Origin of the sequence: Pseudomonas sp. CG7 (genome assembly GCF_023701885.1) — a bacterium.
Classification (GTDB): domain Bacteria; phylum Pseudomonadota; class Gammaproteobacteria; order Pseudomonadales; family Pseudomonadaceae; genus Aquipseudomonas; species Aquipseudomonas zanjanensis.
Genome location: NZ_JABAEE010000023.1, coordinates 59,019 through 80,360, shown reverse-complemented (window position 1 = coordinate 80,360; position 21,342 = coordinate 59,019). Strand labels below are relative to the sequence as shown.

Annotated in this window: 5 protein-coding genes and 2 pseudogenes; 4 read left to right on the top strand and 3 right to left on the bottom strand. The window is 65.1% G+C overall.

All coding sequences use genetic code 11. The annotated features are described in order from the left end of the window. Positions 1–100: 100 nt before the first annotated feature. The 3 genes and pseudogenes from HGO40_RS12205 to HGO40_RS12195 all read left to right on the top strand — a co-directional run. Positions 101–730, top strand: a pseudogene (locus tag HGO40_RS12205) (type II secretion system F family protein); the annotation flags it as partial. Between the two features lie 516 nt (positions 731–1,246). Beyond that, on the top strand, positions 1,247–2,428 hold the full coding sequence (locus tag HGO40_RS12200; protein ID WP_250963209.1) for a substrate-binding domain-containing protein: 1,182 nt from the start codon (positions 1,247–1,249) through the stop codon (positions 2,426–2,428). Between the two features lie 278 nt (positions 2,429–2,706). Beyond that, a pseudogene (locus tag HGO40_RS12195) lies at positions 2,707–15,168 on the top strand (filamentous hemagglutinin family protein). Between the two features lie 149 nt (positions 15,169–15,317). Here HGO40_RS12195 and HGO40_RS12190 read toward each other — a convergent pair. The 3 genes from HGO40_RS12190 to HGO40_RS12180 all read right to left on the bottom strand — a co-directional run bounded on the left by HGO40_RS12190 (position 15,318) and on the right by HGO40_RS12180 (position 20,490). Further along, positions 15,318–17,891: a bifunctional diguanylate cyclase/phosphodiesterase gene (locus HGO40_RS12190; RefSeq protein ID WP_250963208.1), complete on the bottom strand. Its 2,574-nt coding sequence runs from the start codon at positions 17,889–17,891 to the stop codon at positions 15,318–15,320. A 107-nt stretch (positions 17,892–17,998) separates the two neighbouring features. Further along, positions 17,999–18,679 carry a DUF2238 domain-containing protein gene (locus HGO40_RS12185; RefSeq protein ID WP_250963207.1) on the bottom strand — a complete coding sequence of 227 codons (681 nt, stop codon included), beginning with the start codon at positions 18,677–18,679 and terminating at the stop codon, positions 17,999–18,001. An 11-nt stretch (positions 18,680–18,690) separates the two neighbouring features. Beyond that, on the bottom strand, positions 18,691–20,490 hold the full coding sequence (locus HGO40_RS12180; RefSeq protein ID WP_250963206.1) for a thiamine pyrophosphate-requiring protein: 1,800 nt from the start codon (positions 20,488–20,490) through the stop codon (positions 18,691–18,693). A gap of 298 nt (positions 20,491–20,788) precedes the next feature. Between HGO40_RS12180 and HGO40_RS12175 the strand changes: the two genes are divergently transcribed. Next, positions 20,789–21,175 carry an HvfA family oxazolone/thioamide-modified RiPP metallophore gene (locus HGO40_RS12175; protein WP_250963205.1) on the top strand — a complete coding sequence of 129 codons (387 nt, stop codon included), beginning with the start codon at positions 20,789–20,791 and terminating at the stop codon, positions 21,173–21,175. The last annotated feature ends 167 nt before the right edge of the window (positions 21,176–21,342 follow it).

Genomic DNA, 21,342 nt, shown 5'->3' with positions numbered 1-21,342 from the left:
CCCCCCCCCCCCCCCCCCCCCCCCCCCCCCCGTATTTTTTTATTGATCCGGCCACCACCGACTGCTACACTCTCCTCTTCGTCTGGAGCGTTTGTTGTGTATATCAGACAGCTCCCAGGCCCGCCAGGACTTGCCCGGGCTGACCGTGGCGATGCTCACCGCCAGTGACTTCATTCGCGCCTGGGGCTGGTTGTGTTTTGGGGTATTGGCCGGGGGCTTCTGGAGTTGGCGGCTGTATCTGCGCAAACCGGCGGCACGGTTGAACTGGCACGCACGGGTGTTGCGCCTGCCGCTGATCGGGCGTTTTGTACTGGGCCTCAACACCGCGCGGTTTGCTTCCACCCTGGCAATTCTCGGCGGCGCCGGGGTGCCGTTGTTGCGAGCCCTTGAGGCCGCGCGCCAGACGTTGTCCAACGAGCGCCTGAGCCAGAGCGTCAGCGAGGCCACGGCCAAGGTCCGCGAAGGGGTCAATTTGGCGGCGGCGCTGCGGGTGGAAAAAGTCTTCCCCCCGGTGCTGATCCACCTGATCGCTAGCGGCGAGAAAACCGGCTGCCTGCCACCGATGCTCGACCGCGCCGCGCAAACCCTGTCCCGCGACATCGAACGCCGCGCCATGGGCATGACCGCATTGTTGGAGCCGTTGATGATCGTGGTCATGGGCGGCGTGGTGCTGGTGATTGTCATGGCGGTGTTGTTGCCGATTATCGAGATCAACCAGTTGGTTCAATAGCCCGCCGCGCAAAAAACCGTGGCGAGGGAGCTTGCTCCCGCTGGGCTGCGCAGCAGCCCCAAAACCTGATACCCCGGTACATCAGGCGGATCGCGTTGGACCTGTTTGGGGTCGCTTCGCAACCCAGCGGGAGCAAGCTCCCTCGCCACAAAAGCTGATCGGCAAAATTTTTTTCAATGCATCAGACATCTCCCGAGCCTTGCCCACGCCAAACTCGGGTTCCTCGTTCTGTCATGTTTGCTCGCCAGGCAACCACCCGCCGCGACCTCCACTCCCACCATGCCGGGCTCAATAGTGAAACCCGCCTGAACCCACGATCCAGAGCCCTCGAACACCCGAGAAAAACACCCTGAAAACAGCCCTCAACTCCCGAGGTTTTTTCCTTTATCTGTCACCGGAAGCTGCGAGTTTCTAACCCATGGCCTCACCCCATCGCCATCGGCACAGGACCGAGCGCCATGACGGCAAGCATGCGTCACTCAACCTACGTACGAACACGACGAAAGGAGATTCTTCATGTTTAAGCGCACTATGATCGCAGCGTCCCTGGCAGTAGCCGCCCTGGCTTCGGCCCAATCGATGGCCGCGGTTGTCGGTGGCGGTGCCACCCTGCCTGAGAGACTCTACAACGGCGCTTCGCCTCTGCCACGTCTGTTGCCGACAGACTTCAGCTACACCGGTGTCGGCAGCGGCGCCGGCAAGACCGCTTTCCTGACCAACGCACCCGCTTCGATCAGCCAGCCTGCCGGTACCCCGGTCGATTTCGCCGGTAGCGACTCGGTCATCAGCCAGACTGAACTGACCAACTACAACACCGCCTTCGGTGCCACCTTCGGCAAACTGATCCAGATTCCATCGGTGGGCACTTCGGTGACCGTCCCGTACAAGAAAAGCGGCACCACGACCCTGCAATTGACCGGCGCCCAACTGTGCAACATTTTCTCCGGCACCGTGACCACCTGGGGCCCGATCCTGGGTAACAGCGACGCCACCCCGATCAAGGTCATCTACCGTTCCGGCAGCAGCGGCACCACCGAATTGTTCGCCCGCTTCTTGAACGATTCCTGCCCTACCAAGTTCGGCGTCAGCAGCACCTTTACCACGGCCAACCTGGGTGCCGAGCCTGCCAACTGGCAGGCCGATGCCGGCAGCGCTGACATCGTGACCGCGGTCAACGCCACCGATGGCGCCATCGGTTATGTCAGCCCGGACTTTGTTTCTCCCAACAACAACGCCGTGGTTGCTCGCGTCAGCAAAAACGCCGTAGCCGCCGGCACCGCGCCACTGCCAAGCCTGGCCAACACCACCGCCGCCCTGGGTACCGCTCCAGTCCCGGCTACCGCTGCCGATCGTGCCAACCCATTGAAGTGGGTCCCTACCTTCGGTTCCGCCGCCAATGACACCGCTGTTCCCACTGGTGCCAATCAGTACCCGATCGTGGGTTACACCAACCTGCTCGTGGGTCAGTGCTACAAGACCGCTGCCGATGCCACCGCCATCCGCAACTTCCTGACCAGCCTGTACACCGGCACCAAAAACACCGTCATCAACGCCCACGCCTTCGCCATCGTCCCTGGCACCAGCGCAACACCGACCAACCTGGCTGGCGAAATCAAGAAAACCTTCCTCGACAACGCCTATGGCGACGGCCTGGATATTGCCAACATCAGCGTCTGCAACGGCAAAGGTCGTTTGTAAGCCGCACGCAGGAAGCACCTTCGGCCACAGGATGTGGCCACTCTGAAAACAGCATCGGTAGCGGCCAGGTTGGCGCTGCCGATGTTGTTTTTCTGCGCCTGAAAACCCTGCGCGCTTCGCTGTTCCAGATGATTTCGCTGCCCGGCCAGCACGCAGATGAACTTTGTATGACAAGCGTTCGGTCGCGCACCGTTGTAACCGCCTATCAGGTATCGATACGGCCACCTCGGGCGGCTGTGTGACCTAACTCTGTGCTATGGGAAAAGGATCGGATAGTGATGCGTCTGTCTAAAAAAACTTCGAAACCGACGCCTCGCGGCTTCGCCCCTGGATCCTCTCGCTCGGTACTGGAACAGGGCGCGTTGTACCTGACCCCACTGGCCCAGGCCATTGGCCTGTTGGTGCTCACGGGCACGGCCCAGGCCGCGCAGCCGGCGGCTTTCAGTTCGAGCTGGTTTGCCGCCAAAGGCGCGGCCCAGGCCACCCATGCCGCTCGCCCGGGCGGGCAGGTTCCAGGCGCGCCGCCACCGTTGGCGCAACAGCAGACCGCCAACCAGCAATTGCAGCGTTCGCTGAGCAACCTCAACAACACGGTGGCGGCGATCGCCGCGCAGCAGGCCTTGCAGGCGGCGGGCCGTGCGTCAGCCTTCGCCAACCCGCAAACCATTCATAACGGCCTGGGTGGCAATGGCCTGAACCTGGTGATCGGCGCCGATGGCAAACCGGTCTTCAGCAACGTCGAGGCGCCGGTGCAGACCGAGGCGGGCGGCAAGACCCAGGTCTCGATCAAGCAGACGGCCGACAAGGCGATCATCAACTGGGACACTTTCAACGTCGGGCGCGATACCACCGTCAATTTCCAGCAGAACGCCGACTGGGCGGTGCTCAACCGGGTCAATAACGCGACCGCGCCGAGCCAGGTCCAAGGTGCGATCAAGGCCAATGGCACGGTGTTGATCCTCAACCAGAACGGCATCGTTTTCAGCGGCAGCAGCCAGATCAACGTGCGCAACCTGGTGGCGGCCGCCACCGCGTTCGACGACAACCAGTTCAAGAACAATGGCCTTTACAGCCCCGGCGCGGCGCCGACCTTCACCAACGCCGGCGGCAAGGTGCGGGTCGAGCAGGGCGCGCGGATCGAAACCCACGCGCCTGCCAGCTCCACCGCCGGTGGCGGTTATGTGCTGTTGCTGGGCAACGAAGTGGACAACGCCGGGACCATCAGCGCTCAGAAGGGCCAGGTCGCGCTGGCCGCCGGCAGTGATTTCGTGATCAAGAAAGGCCAAGGCACCGACGGTAACGCGCAATCGTCGGTGCGCGGCAATCAAGTGGTCGCCAGCGGCCCGGGCGAAGTCAGCAACAGCGGCCTGCTGCAGGCAGCATTGGGCGACGTGAGCCTGACCGGCCAGGACGTGCGGCAAAACGGCGTGGCGCTGGCCAGTACCTCGGTGGATTCACGCGGCACCCTGCACCTGACCGCCAGTCGCAGCGTGACCCTGGGCGAGGGCGCCACCAGTGCGATCCTGCTCGATAGCAGCAGTGCCCTGGACAGCCAGCGCAACGGTCTGCTGCAACCACCCAGTGCCAACACTTCGCCTATCGTCGCGGTCGATGGCTATCGCCGCGACCAGTCGTTGATCGCCATCGACAGCGCCGGCACCGTCGACTTCCAGAAAGGCTCGATCACCCTCGCCAGCGGCGGCCAGGTCGGCGTCCGCGCGGCCCAGCGCAGTCGGGTCGGCGCTGGCGCGATCATTGACGTGTCCGGTGCGTTGGGCGTCAAGGTGGCGATGGAATCCAACAGCATCAAGATCAACGTCCAGGGCAACGAACAGCGCGACGCCCCCGGTAACCGCGACAAGGGCGGCCTGAACAGCAAGGACGTGTGGGTCGACACCCGCGACCTGGTGTTCGTGCCCGCCGGCACCAACGGCTACGCGACGGATCGCTGGTACACCGCCGGTGGCCTGCTGGAGGTCGGCGGCTACCTGGGCACCCGCGTGCACAGCGTGGGTGAGTGGATGGCCCAGGGCGGTACGGTGTCCTTCAGCGGTAACGATGTGGTGACGCAGAAGGGCTCGCAGATCAACCTGTCCGGCGGCACCCTCGATGTGCAGTCCGGCATGGTCAAGCAAAGCTGGCTCAAGGGTGCGAACGGGCGACTGTATGAAATCTCCAGCGCCCCTGGCGACATCCTCTATGAAGGGGTGTACCAGGGTTACGAGGATTACAGTACGCGTTGGGGCCAGAGCCGGTTCTACTACAGTCCGCTGATCGCACCCCGGGAGCGTTTCGAGCAGGGCTACAGCGTCGGTCGCGACGCCGGCTCCCTGGTGATCGGCACGCGCAACGCCGTGCTGGAAGGCCAGGTGGTCGGCGACACCTTCCAGAGCGACCGCCAGGTACAGGCCGCCCAGGTCGGGCTGGACGGTTACAACCAGTCGGCGAAGGCGGTGGCCCGTGGCGCGCAACTGATCGTTGGCAACTACGTGCCTTACTACGTGAAAAGCAGCGGTACCCTGCAATACGCCTTGCGCGCCAATGCCGGCACGCTGCAGGACATCGTCCTCGGGACCGAGGATCAATCCCTCGCGGCCGGAGTGGGGCTCCAGGACACCGTGGCTGAAGGGCGCGAAGGCCGCCTTTACCTGAACAGTGAACAGCTCAACGGCTTCGGCCTTGGCGCCGTGAAGATCGCCGCCACCGGCAGCATCAAGGTCGAAGGAGACCTGCAGGTCGCGCCGGCCGGCAGCATTACCCTGTACGGGCCGCAGGTCCAGGTCGACGCCAACCTGGCGGCGCGGGGCGGCGAGATTGCCCTGGGCAACGTGTTGCAGCAAATCAGTGAGAGCGCCCGGGTCGAGGACACCCGCATCGATGCCGTTGACGGCAGCCGCGCCGCCGTTCGCGTGGGCGAGGGGGTGACCCTCGATACCCGGGGCCTCTGGAGCAACCAACTGCACAACCCGAATGACAGCAGCGCGCTGCCGTTCCTCAATGGCGGCAACGTGTCCCTGCGCAGCAGCGGCGACCTGCCGCTGGCGAGCGGCAGCCTGATCGAGGTTTCATCGGGCGCCGCGCTGCTGGCCGATGGCAAGCAACGTGGCGGCAAGGGCGGTAACCTGACCCTGGCGGCCAACGCCAATACGTCCGCTGGCGACGGGGTGCTGAGCCTCGACGGTGAGCTGCGCGGCCATGGGGTCAATGGCGGCGGACGCCTGAGCGTGCAGGCCGGCAAGGTGACCCTCAGCGACCACCCGGTGGCGGACGCCGACGCGGGCCTGGTGTTGGGCAATGACTTCTTCAACAAGGGCTTCTCGGCCTACGACATTACCGGTAACCAGGGACTGACCGTCAGCGATGGCACCCAGCTGGACGTCAGCATGCCGGTGTACCACTTTGGCGATAACCTTCAGGACGCAGCGACCGGCAGTGACCCGCAGCCGCTGTTGGCGCTCTGGACCCCTGAGCTGTACCAGCAGGATGCGATCAAAGGCGTGTTGAGCCAGCGCAAGGGCGCGAACTTGAGCCTGCAGGCCGGCAGCATCCTGTCCACTGCCAGCGAGCGGGAAACGGCGGCGCTGGTGGTCGGCACGGGCGCGCGGATCAGCGTCGATCCAGGCAGCACTCTGAGCCTGGCCAGCGTCGGCCAGTTGAGCGTCGACGGGCAACTCGATGCCTGGGGTGGGAAAATCCTGCTGCCCCAGATCAAGCCGGCGGGGCTGGCGGATATTCCGGTGGTCGAACGTCCCCATCAGCGTTCGATCCTGTTGGGTGAGCATGCACGGCTGGACGTCTCGGCCCGCGCGTTCACGGCAGTGGATGCCCAGAACCGGCGTTACGGCCGGGTGGATGACGCCGGCCGCATTGTCATCGGTGGCAGCGTCGACACCGACAAAGGCACGGCCAGCGCGCCGGACCTGTTCGTGGTGGTGAAGCAGGGCGCGCGGCTGTTGGCCAGCGGCGCCCAGGCCGAGCTGGATATCCGTGGCCAAGGCGCCACGACGCTGAGCAGCGCGGGCGGGAGCAGCGCCTTGAGTTCGAACAATGGCTTGCGTCTGGACGGCGAGTTCCAGGCGGCTTCCGGCGGTGTGGGCGCTGCCGGTGGCAGCCTGGCGGTGGCGCTGGAAACCCCGCTGTACGATCGCTCGACGGTGGACGATCAGGTGCGGGTGCCGCGTGAGTTGATCCTGTCCCGGGGCACCGGCAGCGCTGCCACCGATGGCCTGATGAGCTACGGCCAGGGCCGCCTGGACGTCGATAAAGTCAGCCGCGGTGGGTTCGCCAACCTGACCTTGCTCAGCAACGGCATCCTGTCGTTTGCCGGTGATGTGAACCTGAACCTGGCGCAGAGCCTGCAGATCTATACCGGCTCCCTGGCGCTGGCCGAGGGCGCGCCGGGTGACAGCCGAATAGCCTTGAACGCCCCTTATGTGCGTCTGGCGGGGGCCGCGGCGCGAGGCGCCGACGTGCATGTACGCCCGACTATCCAGGGTGGCCTGTCGGTGCAGGACAGCGCCGCCCAATTGCAGGTCAACGCCGATCTGCTGGACCTTCGCGATGTCCTGACCCTGGGCGCCCATGGCGTGCTGGCGCGCCAGCAGGGCCCGGCCCTGGAGGTCGATCGCCGCGGTTTTGCCCAGGCGCAGTTGAGCAGCCGGGGCGACCTGCGTTTTCTTGGCGGCTCGCCGCTGAATATCGAGAGTACGGCCACACAACTGCTCAGCAACGCCGACCTGACCCTGCTGGCGGCGCAGATCTATCCGACGACGGGGGCCACGGCGCGGGTCAAGACCACCGCCGACTCGACCCTGCGGATCGGGCGTACCACCGACACGCTGCCGGCCCAACCGTATTCGGTGTTCGGTTCGCTGAGCCTGGACGCCGGTATCTTATTGCAGGGCGGCGTGCTGCGGGCGCCGTTGGGGCTGCTCAGCCTGGGCGAAGAAGGGGGCGATATCCAGACCTTGAAGTTGTTGCCGGGCAGTGTCACGTCGGTCAGCGGGGCCGGTTTGAACATGCCTTATGGCGGCACGGTCGACGGCTTGTCCTATCGCTACAACGGCAAGGACGTCCAATTGATCGGCGCGGGGGGCAGCACGTCGGTCAACGTGTTGTCGGTGGGCGTCTCGATGATCGGCCACAGCATCGACGTGCAACCCGGTGCCGTGCTGGATCTGTCCGGTGGCGGCGAACTGGCCGGCGCCGGTTTCATTTCCGGGCGGGGCGGCTCTACCGACGCGCGCTACAACCCGTTGGTGCAGATCGGTGCGGACGGTAGCCTGGTACTGCCGGGGTTGGACACCAACCCGGTGTACGCCATCGTCCCCGGCGACCAGCGCGGCTACGCGCCGCCGTCAGGGGAGGCCGGGGCGCGCGATCCGCTGCTCGGCCAGCGCATTACCCTGGACGCGGGTGTTCCAGGCCTGCCGGCGGGCACCTACACCTTGCTGCCCTCGACTTATGCCTTGTTGCCGGGGGCGTTCCGGGTCGAACTCAATGGCTTGGCCGACAGTGGGAAAATGGCCAGCAGCCTGGCCATGCGTAACGGCTCCTGGGCCACCTCGGGAGGGCTGTCGATTGCCCACAGCAATATTCGCGATGCGCTGTCCAGCCAAGTGATCCTGACCTCGGCGGCCGTGCTGCGGCGTTATTCGCAATACAACGAAACCGGCTACGCAGCGTTCGCCAAGGCCGACGCCGCGCTCAAAGGCGTGCCGCGGCCGATGATCGAGGCCGATGGCAAGACCCTCAAGCTCAAGTTCAAAGGGGTGGGCGACCCCGCCGAGACATTCCGATTCAACGGAACAGCCCGTTTCAAACCGGCCGAGGGCGGCCTGGGCGGCAGCGTCGGCGTTTTTGCCGACACCGCCCGCCTCGAAGTGCTGCCGGTCGGTCAACAGGCCACGGCGGGTTTCGCCGGCGCCTCGCTCTATGATCACGCATTGAATGCCTTGCAGGCTCCGCGCCTGTCGATTGGCACGCTGCCCGGCGTCAGCTACGGCCAGGGCGGCAATCTGGTGAACTTCAACTCGACGCTGTCCGACATCATTCTGCGCCAGGGCAGCGGCCTCAAGGCCGGTGAGGTGTTCCTCGCCACCAATGGCAAGGCCGGCGCCATCGTGGTGGAGCAGGGGGCGAGCATCAATACCCTGGGTCAAGGCAGCACACCGTTCGACTCCCGCAGCGGTTTCGTCTACAACCCAGGCCAGAACAGCCTGCTGGCGGTGTCCAATGGCTGGCTCGATGTGCTACCGCCTACCGCAAGCGCGGGCACCGATGGTCCGGGCTCGATCCTGATCGGCCAGTGTGATAGCGGGCAATGCAGCGGCACCACCGAACTCTATTCCCAAGGCACCATCACCGCGGCGACCGACAATGCCTTCAACCTCGATGAGTCGGTGCGTTTCGGCACGCGCAACCTGACGCTGGCGGTGGGTGCGATCAACATCGGTTCGGCCCAGGCGCTGGCGGCGGCCCAACAACGCCAGGCGCTGCCCAAGGGGCTGACCCTCAACCAGCAGGTGCTTGACCGCCTGCTGCGCGGCGATCGCCTCAAGGGCGCGCCCGCCCTGGAAAACCTGGTGCTCAATGCCCGGGATTCGGTGAACTTCTACGAAAGCGTCGAGCTCAGCACCCTGGACCCCTTGACGGGCAAGTCCAGCCTCCAGCGGCTGGTCCTCGGCACGCCGGCGATCTACGGCTACGGCGCGGCCGGTGACCATGCCAGCATTCGCACCGGCACCCTGGTGTGGAACGGTGCGCTGACGCCGGCCGGCGCGCCGCTGCTGGCCGGACCTGGCAACGGCAGCGGGGTGCTGGATATCCAGGCCCAGGTGCTGGAATTCGGTTACGGCCCGCATGCCCAGGCCCACAACCTCGACAACCCGCAGCGCCTCACGCTGGGCGTCAGCCAGGTCAACCTCACCGCCAGCCAGCGCATCACCGCCACCCACAAAGGCGCGTTGCAGGTGTACCAGTCCCGTGGCGACTACGTCAGCGGCAAAGGCTACAGCTACAGCGGCGGCGACCTGCGGGTGAACACACCGCTGTGGACCGGCGAGGCAGGCTCGGTCAACCGCATCACCGCCGGTGGCGCGCTGACGGTGGCGGGTATTGCCGGGGTGTCGGCCGCAGCCGTCGACAACGCGGCGCTGGGGGCTGAGTTGCAGCTACAGGCCGGCAGCCTGTTGCTCGACGGCACGGTCCGCCTGCCCAGCGGCAAGCTCACCCTCGGCGCCAGTGGCGACGTGGTGCTGGGTGACAACGCCCGGATCGACCTGGCCGGGCGCGAGGTGGTGCTCAACGATGTGCGCAAATACAGTTGGGGCGGTGATCTGTTCCTCGACAGCCGCACCGGCAATATCCGTCAGGCCGCCGGTTCGACCGTCGACCTCAGCGCCCGCAACAACCGCGCCGGCCTGCTCAGTGCGATCGCCCTCGACTCCGATGCCGGCCTGATCGACCTGCAAGGCCGCATCCTCGGTTCCGCCACCGGTACCTATAACGCCGGCGGCACCCTGGTGCCCTATGCCGGCGGCGCGGTGGACCTGCGCGGGCAAACCCTGGGGGATTTCGCCGCGCTGAACGGGCGGCTGAACCGTGACCAAGTGTTTGGCTCGCGCAGCTTCCAGCTCAAGCAAGGCGACCTGGTGATCGGCAACGAACTCAAGGCCAATGCCATCAATGTCTCGGTGGACAACGGCAGCCTGACCGTGCTCGGCACTGTCGATGCCAGCGGGCAAGCGGTCGGGAGTATCCGTCTGGCGGCGAAACACGGGCTGACTGTCGCCGGCAGCGCGCTGCTCGATACCCACGGCAGCATTTTGCGGGTCGACAGCTACGGCAAGATCATCGACAGCCCCAACCGGGCGCTGATCGAACTCAACTCCGGGGACGGCCATTTGACCCTGGCCAGCGGTGCGCGCCTGGACCTGCGCCACGGCACCGGCGCGCCGCTGGGCAATGGCCCGGGACAATATGACGGCCGGGCCCGTGGCACCCTGGAGCTCAATGCCCCGCGGCTGCGGGTCGATGATCCGCGGTACGGCGATATCGCCATCGATGCCTCTGGAAACTTGTCGGTGCTCGGCGCGCGCTCCATCAGCGTCAACGCGATCGCCCGCTACACCGATGCCCGTGACGGCACCGTGCCGGCGGTGGATGGGCGGCCTTATCAAGTAATCGATCAGGGTTACCTGAACGATAAACACAATGACAGCGAGGCGTTCATCAATGCCGCGCTGAACAACGGCAATCTGCTCAACGGCAAGCTGGCCGGCCTGAACAATGCCACTTACGCCGATGCGCTGCACCTGCGGCCCGGCGTGGAGATCCTCAGCAAGACGCCGGACGGCGACCTGGTGGTGCAGGGTGACCTGGACCTTTCCGGTTATCGCTACGCCAGCCTCAACCGCCATACGCAAAAGACCGATGTGTATGGCTCCGGCGAGGCGGGCAACCTGGTGGTGCGCGCCGGTGGCAACCTGAACATCTATGGCAGCATCAACGATGGTTTCGCGCCGCCAGACGCCGGCGACCCGACGTTGCGCACCGATGGCAATGGCTGGTTGCTGCTCAGCGGGAAACAGCCGTTCGGTGCTGACCTGGTGGTGCCGGGGGCCGGTGTCGAATTGGCCGAGGGCACCCTGTATCCGGCCGGCAGCCTGCTCAACTATGACGTGCCCTTCAAGGGCGGCAGCCTGCCGGCGGGGCTTGAGCTGCCGACCACGCTGAGCCTGGGCGAGGCCCTGAACCTGCCCGCGGGTACGCTGTTGCAGGCCGCCATCCGCGATGCCAGCGGCAACCTCCTGTATGCCGCCGGCACCTTGCTCAAAGCGGCGGTCAGCTTGCCGGTCGACACTCGCCTGGAAGCCGGTCCCCGCCTGCCGATGGGCATAACCGTCAAGGACGGCACCTGGCCCAAGGGGGGCGCAGTGCCGGGCAGCGGGCTGACGTTGCGTAGCGCCCTGGCGTTGGGCTCCGGCGCGCTGATTCCTTCCGGCACCGACGTCAAGCTGGCCGAGGGGGTCGACCTGATCGAATTGCGCCCGGTCGATAACGGTATCCAGGGTCGAAATTGGGCGGTCGCAAGCCTGCTGCCGGCCGGCTCGCAATCCTGGTCGATGCGTTGGGTGGCGGGGGCCGATACCGAGGCGGCTGATAGCCGCATCACCCGCCCTCATGCAGAGGCGGGCAGTTTGCAATTGGCCGACGGGCATTACCTGGCCAAGCGCGAGCAGACCGGGGGTGGCGGTGGCGGAGGTGGCGGCACGGGGCTGGTCTGGGCGCCGGGCAGCAACTTTGGAGTGCCGGGGGAACCAGTGCCACCCGAAATGCTGGACTTCTGCACCTGGGTTCCCGAAGCGTGCATGCCGGCGCCGCCCAAGACGGTTTTGGTCTGGTCTCCGACCAACAATTATGGTGTACCAGGGGAGCCTGTGCCGCCTGAGGCGCTGGATTTCTGCACCTGGTTTCCTGACTGGTGCGTGTTGGCTGTGGTTCCCGACAACCCTCCGGAGCCGATCCGCACCAAGGTCACTCCCGGCAGCCAGCTGTTCAGCGTCTTGCGCACCGGGACCGGGGATCTGGAGTTGCTCAGTGCCGGTGACTTCACTATGCGGTCGCTGTTCGGGGTCTACACCGCCGGCTCCCAGTCGGCCTCGTTGACGCCTGGCGCCGACGACCCCTATCAGCAGGCCCGTGGCCGACAGCCCGATGGCAGTGTGCTGGGGGCTGCGGGTGCCGCCTATGAATCGCTCACCACCGGTGGCGCTTACCAGGCCTGGTACCCGGAGCAAGGCGGTAACCTCAAGCTGACGGTGGGCGGTGACCTGCACGGCGATTCGTTCTCCAAGAGAAACGTCGGCAGTGGGGCACAGAACACGTCTGCGGCAATGGGCAACTGGTTATGGCGCCAAGGCACAGGCACCACGGCCGATCCGGCCACGCAAATCCCCACCGCCTGGTGGATCAACTTCGGCACCTTCGCCCAGCAGCCTTCCACCGAGGCGGGTGATCCCTACCTGACGGGCGTTACCGGGCTCGGCACGCTGGGCGGCGGAAACCTGAGCGTCGATGTGGGCGGCGACGCCGGCTTGATTTCCCAGCAACTCGGTGTCCTGGGCGCCGATGTGGAGCGCAGCCAGGGGCTGGTGCTGGCCGTGGGCAGCAGTGGCCGGGTTGCCGCCGATGGCAGCCTGGTGGTGACCGGCGGCGGCGACCTGCGGTTACGCATCGGTGGTGAACTCAACCCTTCCCAGGCGGCACGAGAGAGTGTCAGCGCGGCGGCTGATCTGAACGGGATGCTGGCCAACCTGCGCGGTTCGTTGCAGTTGCAGGCTGGAGCGATCGGAGCGTTGGGCCTGACCTACGGCAGCTATGGCGCTTTCCAGGATCCGAAAGAGTCTCGGGCCTATGACGCTTACGTTTCCACCATGGCCACCGCTCGCGGCGGCGTGACCCTGATGCCGGGGGATGCCGGCGTCAGCCTGGACAGCCGTGGCGACCTGGTGTTGCAAGGGGTGGGCGATCCGGGACGGGTGGTGATGCAGAACTCCACCGGCTACACCGACCGCGAAGGTGCCTATCGCAGTGGCGGCGGCCTGAGCCAATTCTCCTTGTGGACCGGCAATACCGCCATCGACCTGTTCAGTGTCGGCGGTAACCTGACGCCCATCGTCGCCATTGAAAAACTGGCCGGTCTCAATGCCTCAGTCGCCGGCGGACGTTTTGTCTACCCCTCGATCCTGCGGGCCGTCGCCGCCAATGGCAGCCTCTACTACGGACCATCGGCCCGTGGTGTCAGTGACGTGGCATCGGGGTTCTCGTTGATGACCGCGCCCTCGGCCAATGCCGAGTTGCAACTGATCGCCGCCGATTCGATTTATGCCGGCGGTTATGCGGTCACGCAGTCGGGGGCCGATCCGGCCCTGTTGTCCAGTCCGTTGCGCCCGGCCTTCGCCGGCTACAGCGGGATCAACAGCAATCCGAACTATGATAATTACGGCACAGGGGTCTATGTCGCGCCGAGCGAATTCCCGTAATTCAGTTTTGGCGCCAATACCTTCAGCGTCCAGCCGTATACCCGGCGCGAGCCGGTGCGTTTTTATGCGGGGAAGGGCGATATCGTCGGCCTGCGGACAGGCGAAGTGATTCGTTATCCAGAATCGGGTGACGAAGTGCGCTACGAGGGCAGAGGCCCGCTGCGGGTGATGGCCGGGCGTGACATTGTCAACTCCGGTTTGCCGTTGAACACCGCGACTGATGTGCCTGCTGCCGTCAGTGGTTCGGCTGGCGGGCAATCCATCGGTAACTTGATCGTGCACAGTCGAAGCGATGAAATTTCCCAGGTTTCCGCTGGGCGCGACATCCGCCTGAGCACCTTTAATATCGCCGGTCCCGGCCTGCTGGAGGTCAGTGCCGGGCGCAACCTGTACGGGTCGGGCCCGGGCGTGGGGCAGTTGTACCAGGAGAGCGGTTTCAACAGCATTGGCAATGTCGACCCGGCGGCGCAGGTCCGTGACGGGGGCGCCTCGATCGCGCTGATTGCCGGGGCTGGCCCCCAGGGGCCGAACTATCGGGGTTTGCTGGCGCGTTACCTGCAACCAGGCGCGGCGCTGAAAGATTATCGCGGCGAACTGATCCAGTGGCTGAGTCAACGCTTCGGCTACAGCGCTGGCGAAGACCAGGCTCTGGCGTTTTTCGCCGGCCTGCCGACGGAACAGCAGAACGTCTTCGCCCGGCAGAGCTACTTCGCCGAACTCAAGGCCGGGGGGCGCGAATACAACACCGTCGGTGGCGAGCGCAGTGGCAGTTACCGCCGGGGGCGTGAGGCGATTGCCGCGCTGTTCCCCAGCAAGGATGTGGCGGGCAACACCATTCGCTACGACGGTGACATCACGCTCTACGGCGGTTCGGGGATCCACACCGACTTTGGCGGCGATATCCAGGTGCTGACCCCGGGCGGGCAGCAGGTATTCGGGATCGAAGGTGACGCGCCACCGGCCTCGGCCGGGGTCATCACCCAAGGCCGGGGTGACATTCAGTTGTACGCCCAAGGCAGCATTTTGCTGGGCCAGAGCCGGATCATGACCACCTTTGGCGGGTCGATCCTCGGCTGGTCGGCCGGGGGCGATATCAACGCCGGGCGCGGTTCGAAGACGACGGTGGTCTATACGCCGCCAAGGCGCGTGTATGACACTTGGGGCAACGTCACCTTGTCGCCATCAGTACCGAGTATCGGCGCGGGTATCGCCACCCTCAACCCGATTGCTGAAGTGTCACCTGGGGATATCGACCTGATCGCCCCACTGGGCACCATCGATGCGGGCGAGGCGGGGATTCGGGTGTCGGGCAACGTCAACATCGCGGCCTTGACCGTGGTGAACGCGGCCAACATCCAGCCCCAGGGCAAGTCCACCGGCGTGCCGTTGGCGGCGTCGGTGACCACCGGGGCGATCACCTCGGCCAGTTCGGCGGCGTCCTCGGCGACGCAGGCGGCTGAGGATGTCGCCCGTCAGCAACAGAACGCCGCGCGGCAGAACCAGGCGTCGGTGTTCACCGTGCAGGTGGTGAGCTTTGGTTCCGAGCAACTGGCCCCGTCCCGCGATGGCGCCAGCCGCGAAGCCCCACGGGCCTACGACCCGGCCAGCCCGGTCCAGGTCCTGGGCGCGGGGCCTTTGGATGAACAGAGCCGCCAGCGGCTGACAGAGGAGGAACGGGGGCGGTTGAGTTTGTAGGGGGAATTCAGCTTGCGGTGATGTTGGCAGTGCTGGCCCCATCGCGAGCAAGCCCGCTCCCACAGGGTTATTGGGTGGCCTTGAGGTTTGGGTACAACACAGGGCCATTGTGGGAGCGAGCCTGCTCGCGATAGCGGTGGCGCGGCGGGTTACAGCCACCGCGGCGTGGTGAAGAACGAGGCCATTTCCGAGCGGGGCAGTGCCGCGCCGAAGTAGGGGCCTTGGACATGGTCGCAGGCCACGTTGCGCAGTTGGCTGTATTGTCGGGCGTTTTCGATCCCTTCGGCGGTGACCATGAGCCCGACGCTGCGGCTCAACCGGCTCATCGCCAGGACACCTTCCTTGTCGTCCTCCAGGCCCAACTGCGAGAGGATGTTGCGATCGAAGCGGATGCCATCGAACGGCTGGTCCAGCACCTCGCGCAGGGAGGCGATGTTGGTGCCGAACTTATCGATGTTGATCCGCACCCCAAGATCCTTGAGCGCATGGAGGGTGGCGGCGACGGCCTTGTGGTCGGCCAGCAGCCCCCCTTCGGCCACTTCCAAGGTTATCCGGTGAGGCGCCAGGCCACTCGTTTCGAGCGCTTCCTGCACCTGGTTGAGCAGGAAGCTGCTGTTGAACCACCGGGGTGAAACCGCGAGGGAGACATTCACATCGCTCGGCCAGGTCACGGCTTCTTCACAGACGTTGATCAAGACCCAGCTGCCCAGTTCTTCCAACTGACCCGAGGTTTCCGCCACGGGGATGAAGTCGGCCCCACCCAGCTCACCCTTTTCGGGGTGGTGCCAGAAGATCTGGGCTTCGAAACCGTGCAGTTGCTCGGCGATCACGTCGAAGCGAGGCAAGTAGCGCAGTTCCAGTTGATCGTGCTGCATGGCGTTGCGCAGTTGCTGCTCGTATTGCCGCCGGTCGCGGGCCAGGTTGCCCATGGCTTCCACATACACGCGCCAGGTGTTGCGGCCCGCCGCCTTGGCCGCATACAAGGCGATGTCGGCGTGGCGCAACAGTTCATCGGCCCGTTCGTCACCGGGCTGCGCCCAGGCGACGCCGATGCTCACTCCCAGGTACAGCGTGTTGCCGTCCAGGTGCATGGGCCGTTGCATGCAGTCGATCAGCCGTGCACAGAGCTGATCGATATCGTCGGCATCGCCGGGCTCGGGCATGACAATGACAAACTCATCACCGCCCAGGCGCGCCACCAGCTCGGTGCCACGGACGTTTTGCTGGAGGATATGCGCCACTTCCCTGAGCACTTTATCGCCCACGGCATGGCCCAGGGAGTCGTTGACCGGCTTGAATCGGTCCATGTCCAGGTTCAGCAGCACCAGGGGCGGGCGATCAGGTCGATCCAGGTGTTCGCGAAGGCAAGCGAACAAACGGTTGCGGTTGGCCAGCCCGGTCAGCGGGTCATGCAGGGAGAGGTGCTTGATCTGGGCCAGCGCGCGCAACTCGTCGGTGATATCCGTGGCGGTGACGCGAAAACCCACGGTGCCGGCTTCGATGGCCCGTACCGACAGCTTGCAGGTGCGGATGCGCTGGTTGCGCGCGGTGTACTCGCACAGCAGCGGTGCCGAAGAGAGGCTGTTGGCACCGCCGAGCAACCATTGGGCAATCGAGATCGAGCCACCATGGGGGTGGAGCAGCCGGTGCAGCGGTTTGCCGAGCCATTCCGTGGGGCTGAAGCCGGTCACTTGTTCGAAGCGTTCCGACAGGTAGGTCAGCGTCCCGGTCGAGTCGACCTCCCACAACCAGTCGGAGGAGACTTCGGCGATGTCGCGGAAACGTTCTTCGCTGCGCTCCAAAGCCTTGCGGTGGGCCAGCAGGCTGGCGTATTGGCTTTCCTGGGCGCGCAGCATCGTCAAGGCGTGGCGCAGAACGGCCAGGGCCAGGATTCCCAGCACCAGTACCGCCACGGCCAGCACCGGCAGCAGGACTTTGCGCAGATCCTGGCCCGGGGGCTGCGGGCGCCACGCCAGGGCCTCTTGGGTCAGATCGTCGAGCAGCAATTGGGCGGTATCGGCGGGGCCCGGGGTCCTGGCGATATGGGCATCGGGCAGGGCAAAATCCCGCGCCAGGATTTCCAGGGCGCCGGGGTCCAGGACCTTGACGAAGAGCATCAGGCTGGGCGGGCCGGGAATTTGCGCCACGCTGTTGTCCGTGCCAGTGGTGATGGCGGACACGGCGACGAACGCCGGGGCGTCGTCGTGGTGCAGCAGCTCGACGACCACTTCGTCGTGATTTTCCGCCGTGCTGGCTTTGTTCCGCAGTGCTCGCAGGTCGCCGGTCAGCCAGGTGTCGGCATCTACCTCGCTCATCTGGCCATCGATCACCGAATAAACGGTCTTGCCGGTCGGGGAAATGACAAACACCGCCTGGTAGCCATAGAGCGAAAACACGCTGCTGCCGACGTTTTCCTGGTCATAGGCCCATTCCTTGTCGACGTCGACATGCAGGTGCCGGTAGGCGTCGCTCCACTTGGAATAGTCGCTCAGGTCGCGGCCGATGCCGGTGCGGATGCCCTCGATGGCCCGCTGGGCGAAAAACAGGCTTTGTTCGCGGGCGCGCCGGTCCTGGGCCGCCGTGATGTTAAGCAGCACGGCGATCGCCAGTGCGGACATGACAAACAGCAGGAGCATGATGGCCGGGAACGTGCGACGGGTGAAACTACGGGTTGGCGAGCCCGGGGAAAGGACAGTCGAGTCATTGCCAGCATTTTCAGTCATAAAAAAGTCATCAGCCAAAAGCGATTTCACCCGCACCTGTCTTGTATCGGCGGGCGGGCTGATTTACTTAGTCGTGTTAACGAAGCAGCCGACAGGCTGCGTTGTTGTCATGTGCGGGCCTTGAAGCGGGATGCCCATTGGAGGGCGACGTCCCGTTGGCGCAGGTAGCTGACCCCGGCGGCGGCCAGCAGGGCGATGAACGCGGCAAGCGCGGCCAAGGCCATGTCCTTTTGTGAATCCCACGGGTCCCGCTGGGCGCCGACAAAAGCCTTGGCGGTATCACCGCCTATATAGGCACCGCCCAACCATTCAATGATCTCGTAAATGGCCGACGACGCGAGAATCAGGCTCCAGGCCAGCAAATAGCCCGTGAACCCCTTTGCAGGCACCACCCGCAGCAAAACCTCCCGCAGCGGATAGGCCAGCAGCAGGCCATAGCTGAAATGCACCAGCCGATCGAATTGGTTGCGTTGGAACCCCATGAGCTGGTCAAGCGAAGGGCCCCCGGTCAAGGCCTGCCACCACTGGTTGTAGGGCACCTTGGCGTAGCTGTAGTGGGCGCCGATTTCATGGATGCAGAGAAACACGAACAGCAGCGTGCCGGACAGCCGGGAAAAGCTGAATCGCCGATGAACGGCCACCAGCACGACCAGCAACACAACCACCAGCAGGTTTTCCGCCAGCCAGTCGCTGCGTTTCAGGGGGGCAATGGCCAACCAGCCCCATACCACGCAGAACGCCAGCAGCAGGGACCTTTCATAGCGACGATGCAGCTCAACGGTGGGCATCGTGTCACGCCTCACTCTTTATCCGTGCGATGGCCCGGCAGCAGGCTGCTCAATACCTGCTTGGCGGTCTCCACCACGATGCCTCGCTCGTTCGGGTCGCCCTGGAGCAGGGTCGAGGCAAACTTCTTCGCCTGTTCCAGCTTGATGTGCGGTGGCAGCGGCGGCACGTCGGGGTCGGTGCGAATTTCGATCAGCACCGGACGATCCGCCGCCAGCGCGGTTTCCCAGGCCGTGGCCACGTCGTCTTCGTGCAACACGAGGATGCCCTTCAAGCCAATGGATTCGGCAAACAGGTGGTAGGGCACGTCGGGAATGTCCTGGGAGGCTTCGAATTTTGGATCGCCCTCCATCACCCGTTGTTCCCATGTCACCTGGTTCAAGTCCCGATTGTTGAACACTGCACAGATCCAGGTGCCGTTGGCCCAGGTGCGCCAGTATTTGGCGACGGTGATCAGCTCGGCCATGTTGTTCATCTGCATGGCACCATCGCCTACCAGGGCGATCACTGGCCGCTGCGGGTGGCAGAACTTCGCCGCGATGGCGTAGGGCACGGCGGCGCCCATTGACGCCAGGCCACCCGACAGCGAACACATCATGCCGCGCCGGATCTTCAGGTCGCGGGCGTACCAATTGGCGCAGGAGCCCGAATCGCAGGTGATGATGGCCTGCTCTGGCAGTCGCGGCGACAGCTCGAAGGTGACTCGCTGCGGGTTGATCGGTTTGGCGGCTACCAAGGCGCGTTTTTCCAGGGTGCGCTCCCAGCGTTCCCGCCAATGCTCGATTTTCTTGCGCCAGGTGCGGTCGGTATTTTCATCGATCAGCGGCAGCAGGGCGCGCAAGGTATCGACGCTGTCGCCGTGCAGGCTGACTTCCATGGGATACCGCAGGCTGAGCATGTCCGCTTGAATGTCGATCTGCACGCCCCGGGCCTGGCCTTCAGGGGGCAGGAACTCGGCGTAGGGGAAGCCGGAGCCGATCATCAGCAGCGTGTCGCAGCCGGCCATCAGGTTGTCGCTGGGCTCGGTGCCGAGCAGGCCGATGGTGCCGGTGACCCAGGGCAGGTCATCGGGCACGGCGGCCTTGCCCAGCAATGCCTTGGCCACACCGGCACCCAGTTTCTCGGCGATGGCGATGACTTCGTCGGTGGCGTGCAGCGCGCCGGCACCGACCAGGATGGCGACTTTCTTGCCGGCATTGAGCACCTCGGCAGCTTTGCGCAAGTCCTCTTCGTAGGGGACGACGCTGGGCTTGCGGTAGCCGACGCCGGAGTGAATGGTCCCGTGCTTGTGGCGCGGCGCGGTGTATTCCATGTCCTGGAGGGCGTTCGGCAGGATCAGCGCCGTGACCCGGCGCTCGCCCACCGCTGTGCGTACGGCGCGGTCGAGCAGGTGACGTACCTGGGCGGGTACGCTGGCTTGCTGCACGAACGCCCCGGCCACGTCCTTGAACAGGCTCACCAGGTCCAGTTCCTGCTGATAATGCCCGCCCAGCGCGGCGCGGGCCTGCTGGCCGCTGATGGCGAGCACCGGCATGTGATCCATTCGGGCATCGTAGAGGCCGGTTACCAAGTGGGACGCGCCGGGTCCGGAAGTGGCGATGCAGACCCCCAGTTCGCCGGTGAACTTGGCGTGGGCGCAGGCCATGAACGCGGCCATTTCCTCGTGGCGGGCCTGGATGAAGCGGATTTTTCCCTGGGCGCGGTTCAAGGCGCCAAACACGCCGTTGATGCCATCGCCCGGATAGCCATAGATACGGCGAACCCCCCATTCATAAAGACGTTCCACCAGGAAATCACCGACGGTCATGCTCATGTCTGTCCCTCGTTTCGGGCTGTGGTCGCTCGGCGCGACGTGCAGCGGTTGACGTTCATACAGGACTTGACCGGTGCACGCCGTCCAAGGTTTCGATTTTTTCAACGCCAGGGGCTGTGGCCGGGCGGGCGTGTATCGCAGTGTGTACCGCGCAGGCCCGGATACATCTGCTTGACGAAGGACCGGGCCGGCGACACAGGCCGGATACACACCGTCGATTAACTACGCCAGCCAGCCGGCCCCGAGCCTCGGTGCCGGTGACTGGCAGATTAATCGTCAATCGTCAGAGGACTACCCCATGCTCAACTTCTCCCGTCATTCATCCCTTGCACTTGGCCTGGCTCTGGTCGGTGGCCTGGGTCTCTCCACGGCGGCTTCGGCCTTGACCATGAACGACCTGGCCCAGGGCTACACCCTGGCCGCCGCCGATACGGTGAAGAAACCCGCCGAAGGCAAGTGCGGCGAAGACAAGATCGCCAAGACCGATAAAAACCACGATGGCCAGGTCTCGCGGGACGAATTCATCGCCGCAGCACCGGAACGCGCCGCTGAGTTCGACAAGATCGACGCCAACCACGACGGCGGTATCTCGTTGCCGGAAGCCAAGCAATACCTGTCGGCCCAGGCGAAGACCGCGGAAGGCAAATGTGGCGAAGGCAAGTGCGGGGCGGCTATCGAGTCCTGATTCGCCCCCGGTGGTGAGCCTGATGCGTTGATGCCAGCCCACTGAAGCGGCGTCGAACAAAGGCCCCGTGGCGAGGGAGCTTGCTCCCGCTGGGGCGGGGCGGGGGTTGGGGGGTGGCGCGGCCGCAAAACCTGGGGGGGCGTGGGGGCGCCGCCGGGGGCTGGCGG

Coding starts and splice junctions, on each gene's coding strand:
- HGO40_RS12175 (WP_250963205.1), top strand. CDS start 20,789: ATGCTCAACTTCTCCCGTCATTCATCCCTTGCACTTGGCCTGGCTCTG.
- HGO40_RS12200 (WP_250963209.1), top strand. CDS start 1,247: ATGTTTAAGCGCACTATGATCGCAGCGTCCCTGGCAGTAGCCGCCCTG.
- HGO40_RS12190 (WP_250963208.1), bottom strand. CDS start 17,891: ATGACTGAAAATGCTGGCAATGACTCGACTGTCCTTTCCCCGGGCTCG.
- HGO40_RS12185 (WP_250963207.1), bottom strand. CDS start 18,679: ATGCCCACCGTTGAGCTGCATCGTCGCTATGAAAGGTCCCTGCTGCTG.
- HGO40_RS12180 (WP_250963206.1), bottom strand. CDS start 20,490: ATGAGCATGACCGTCGGTGATTTCCTGGTGGAACGTCTTTATGAATGG.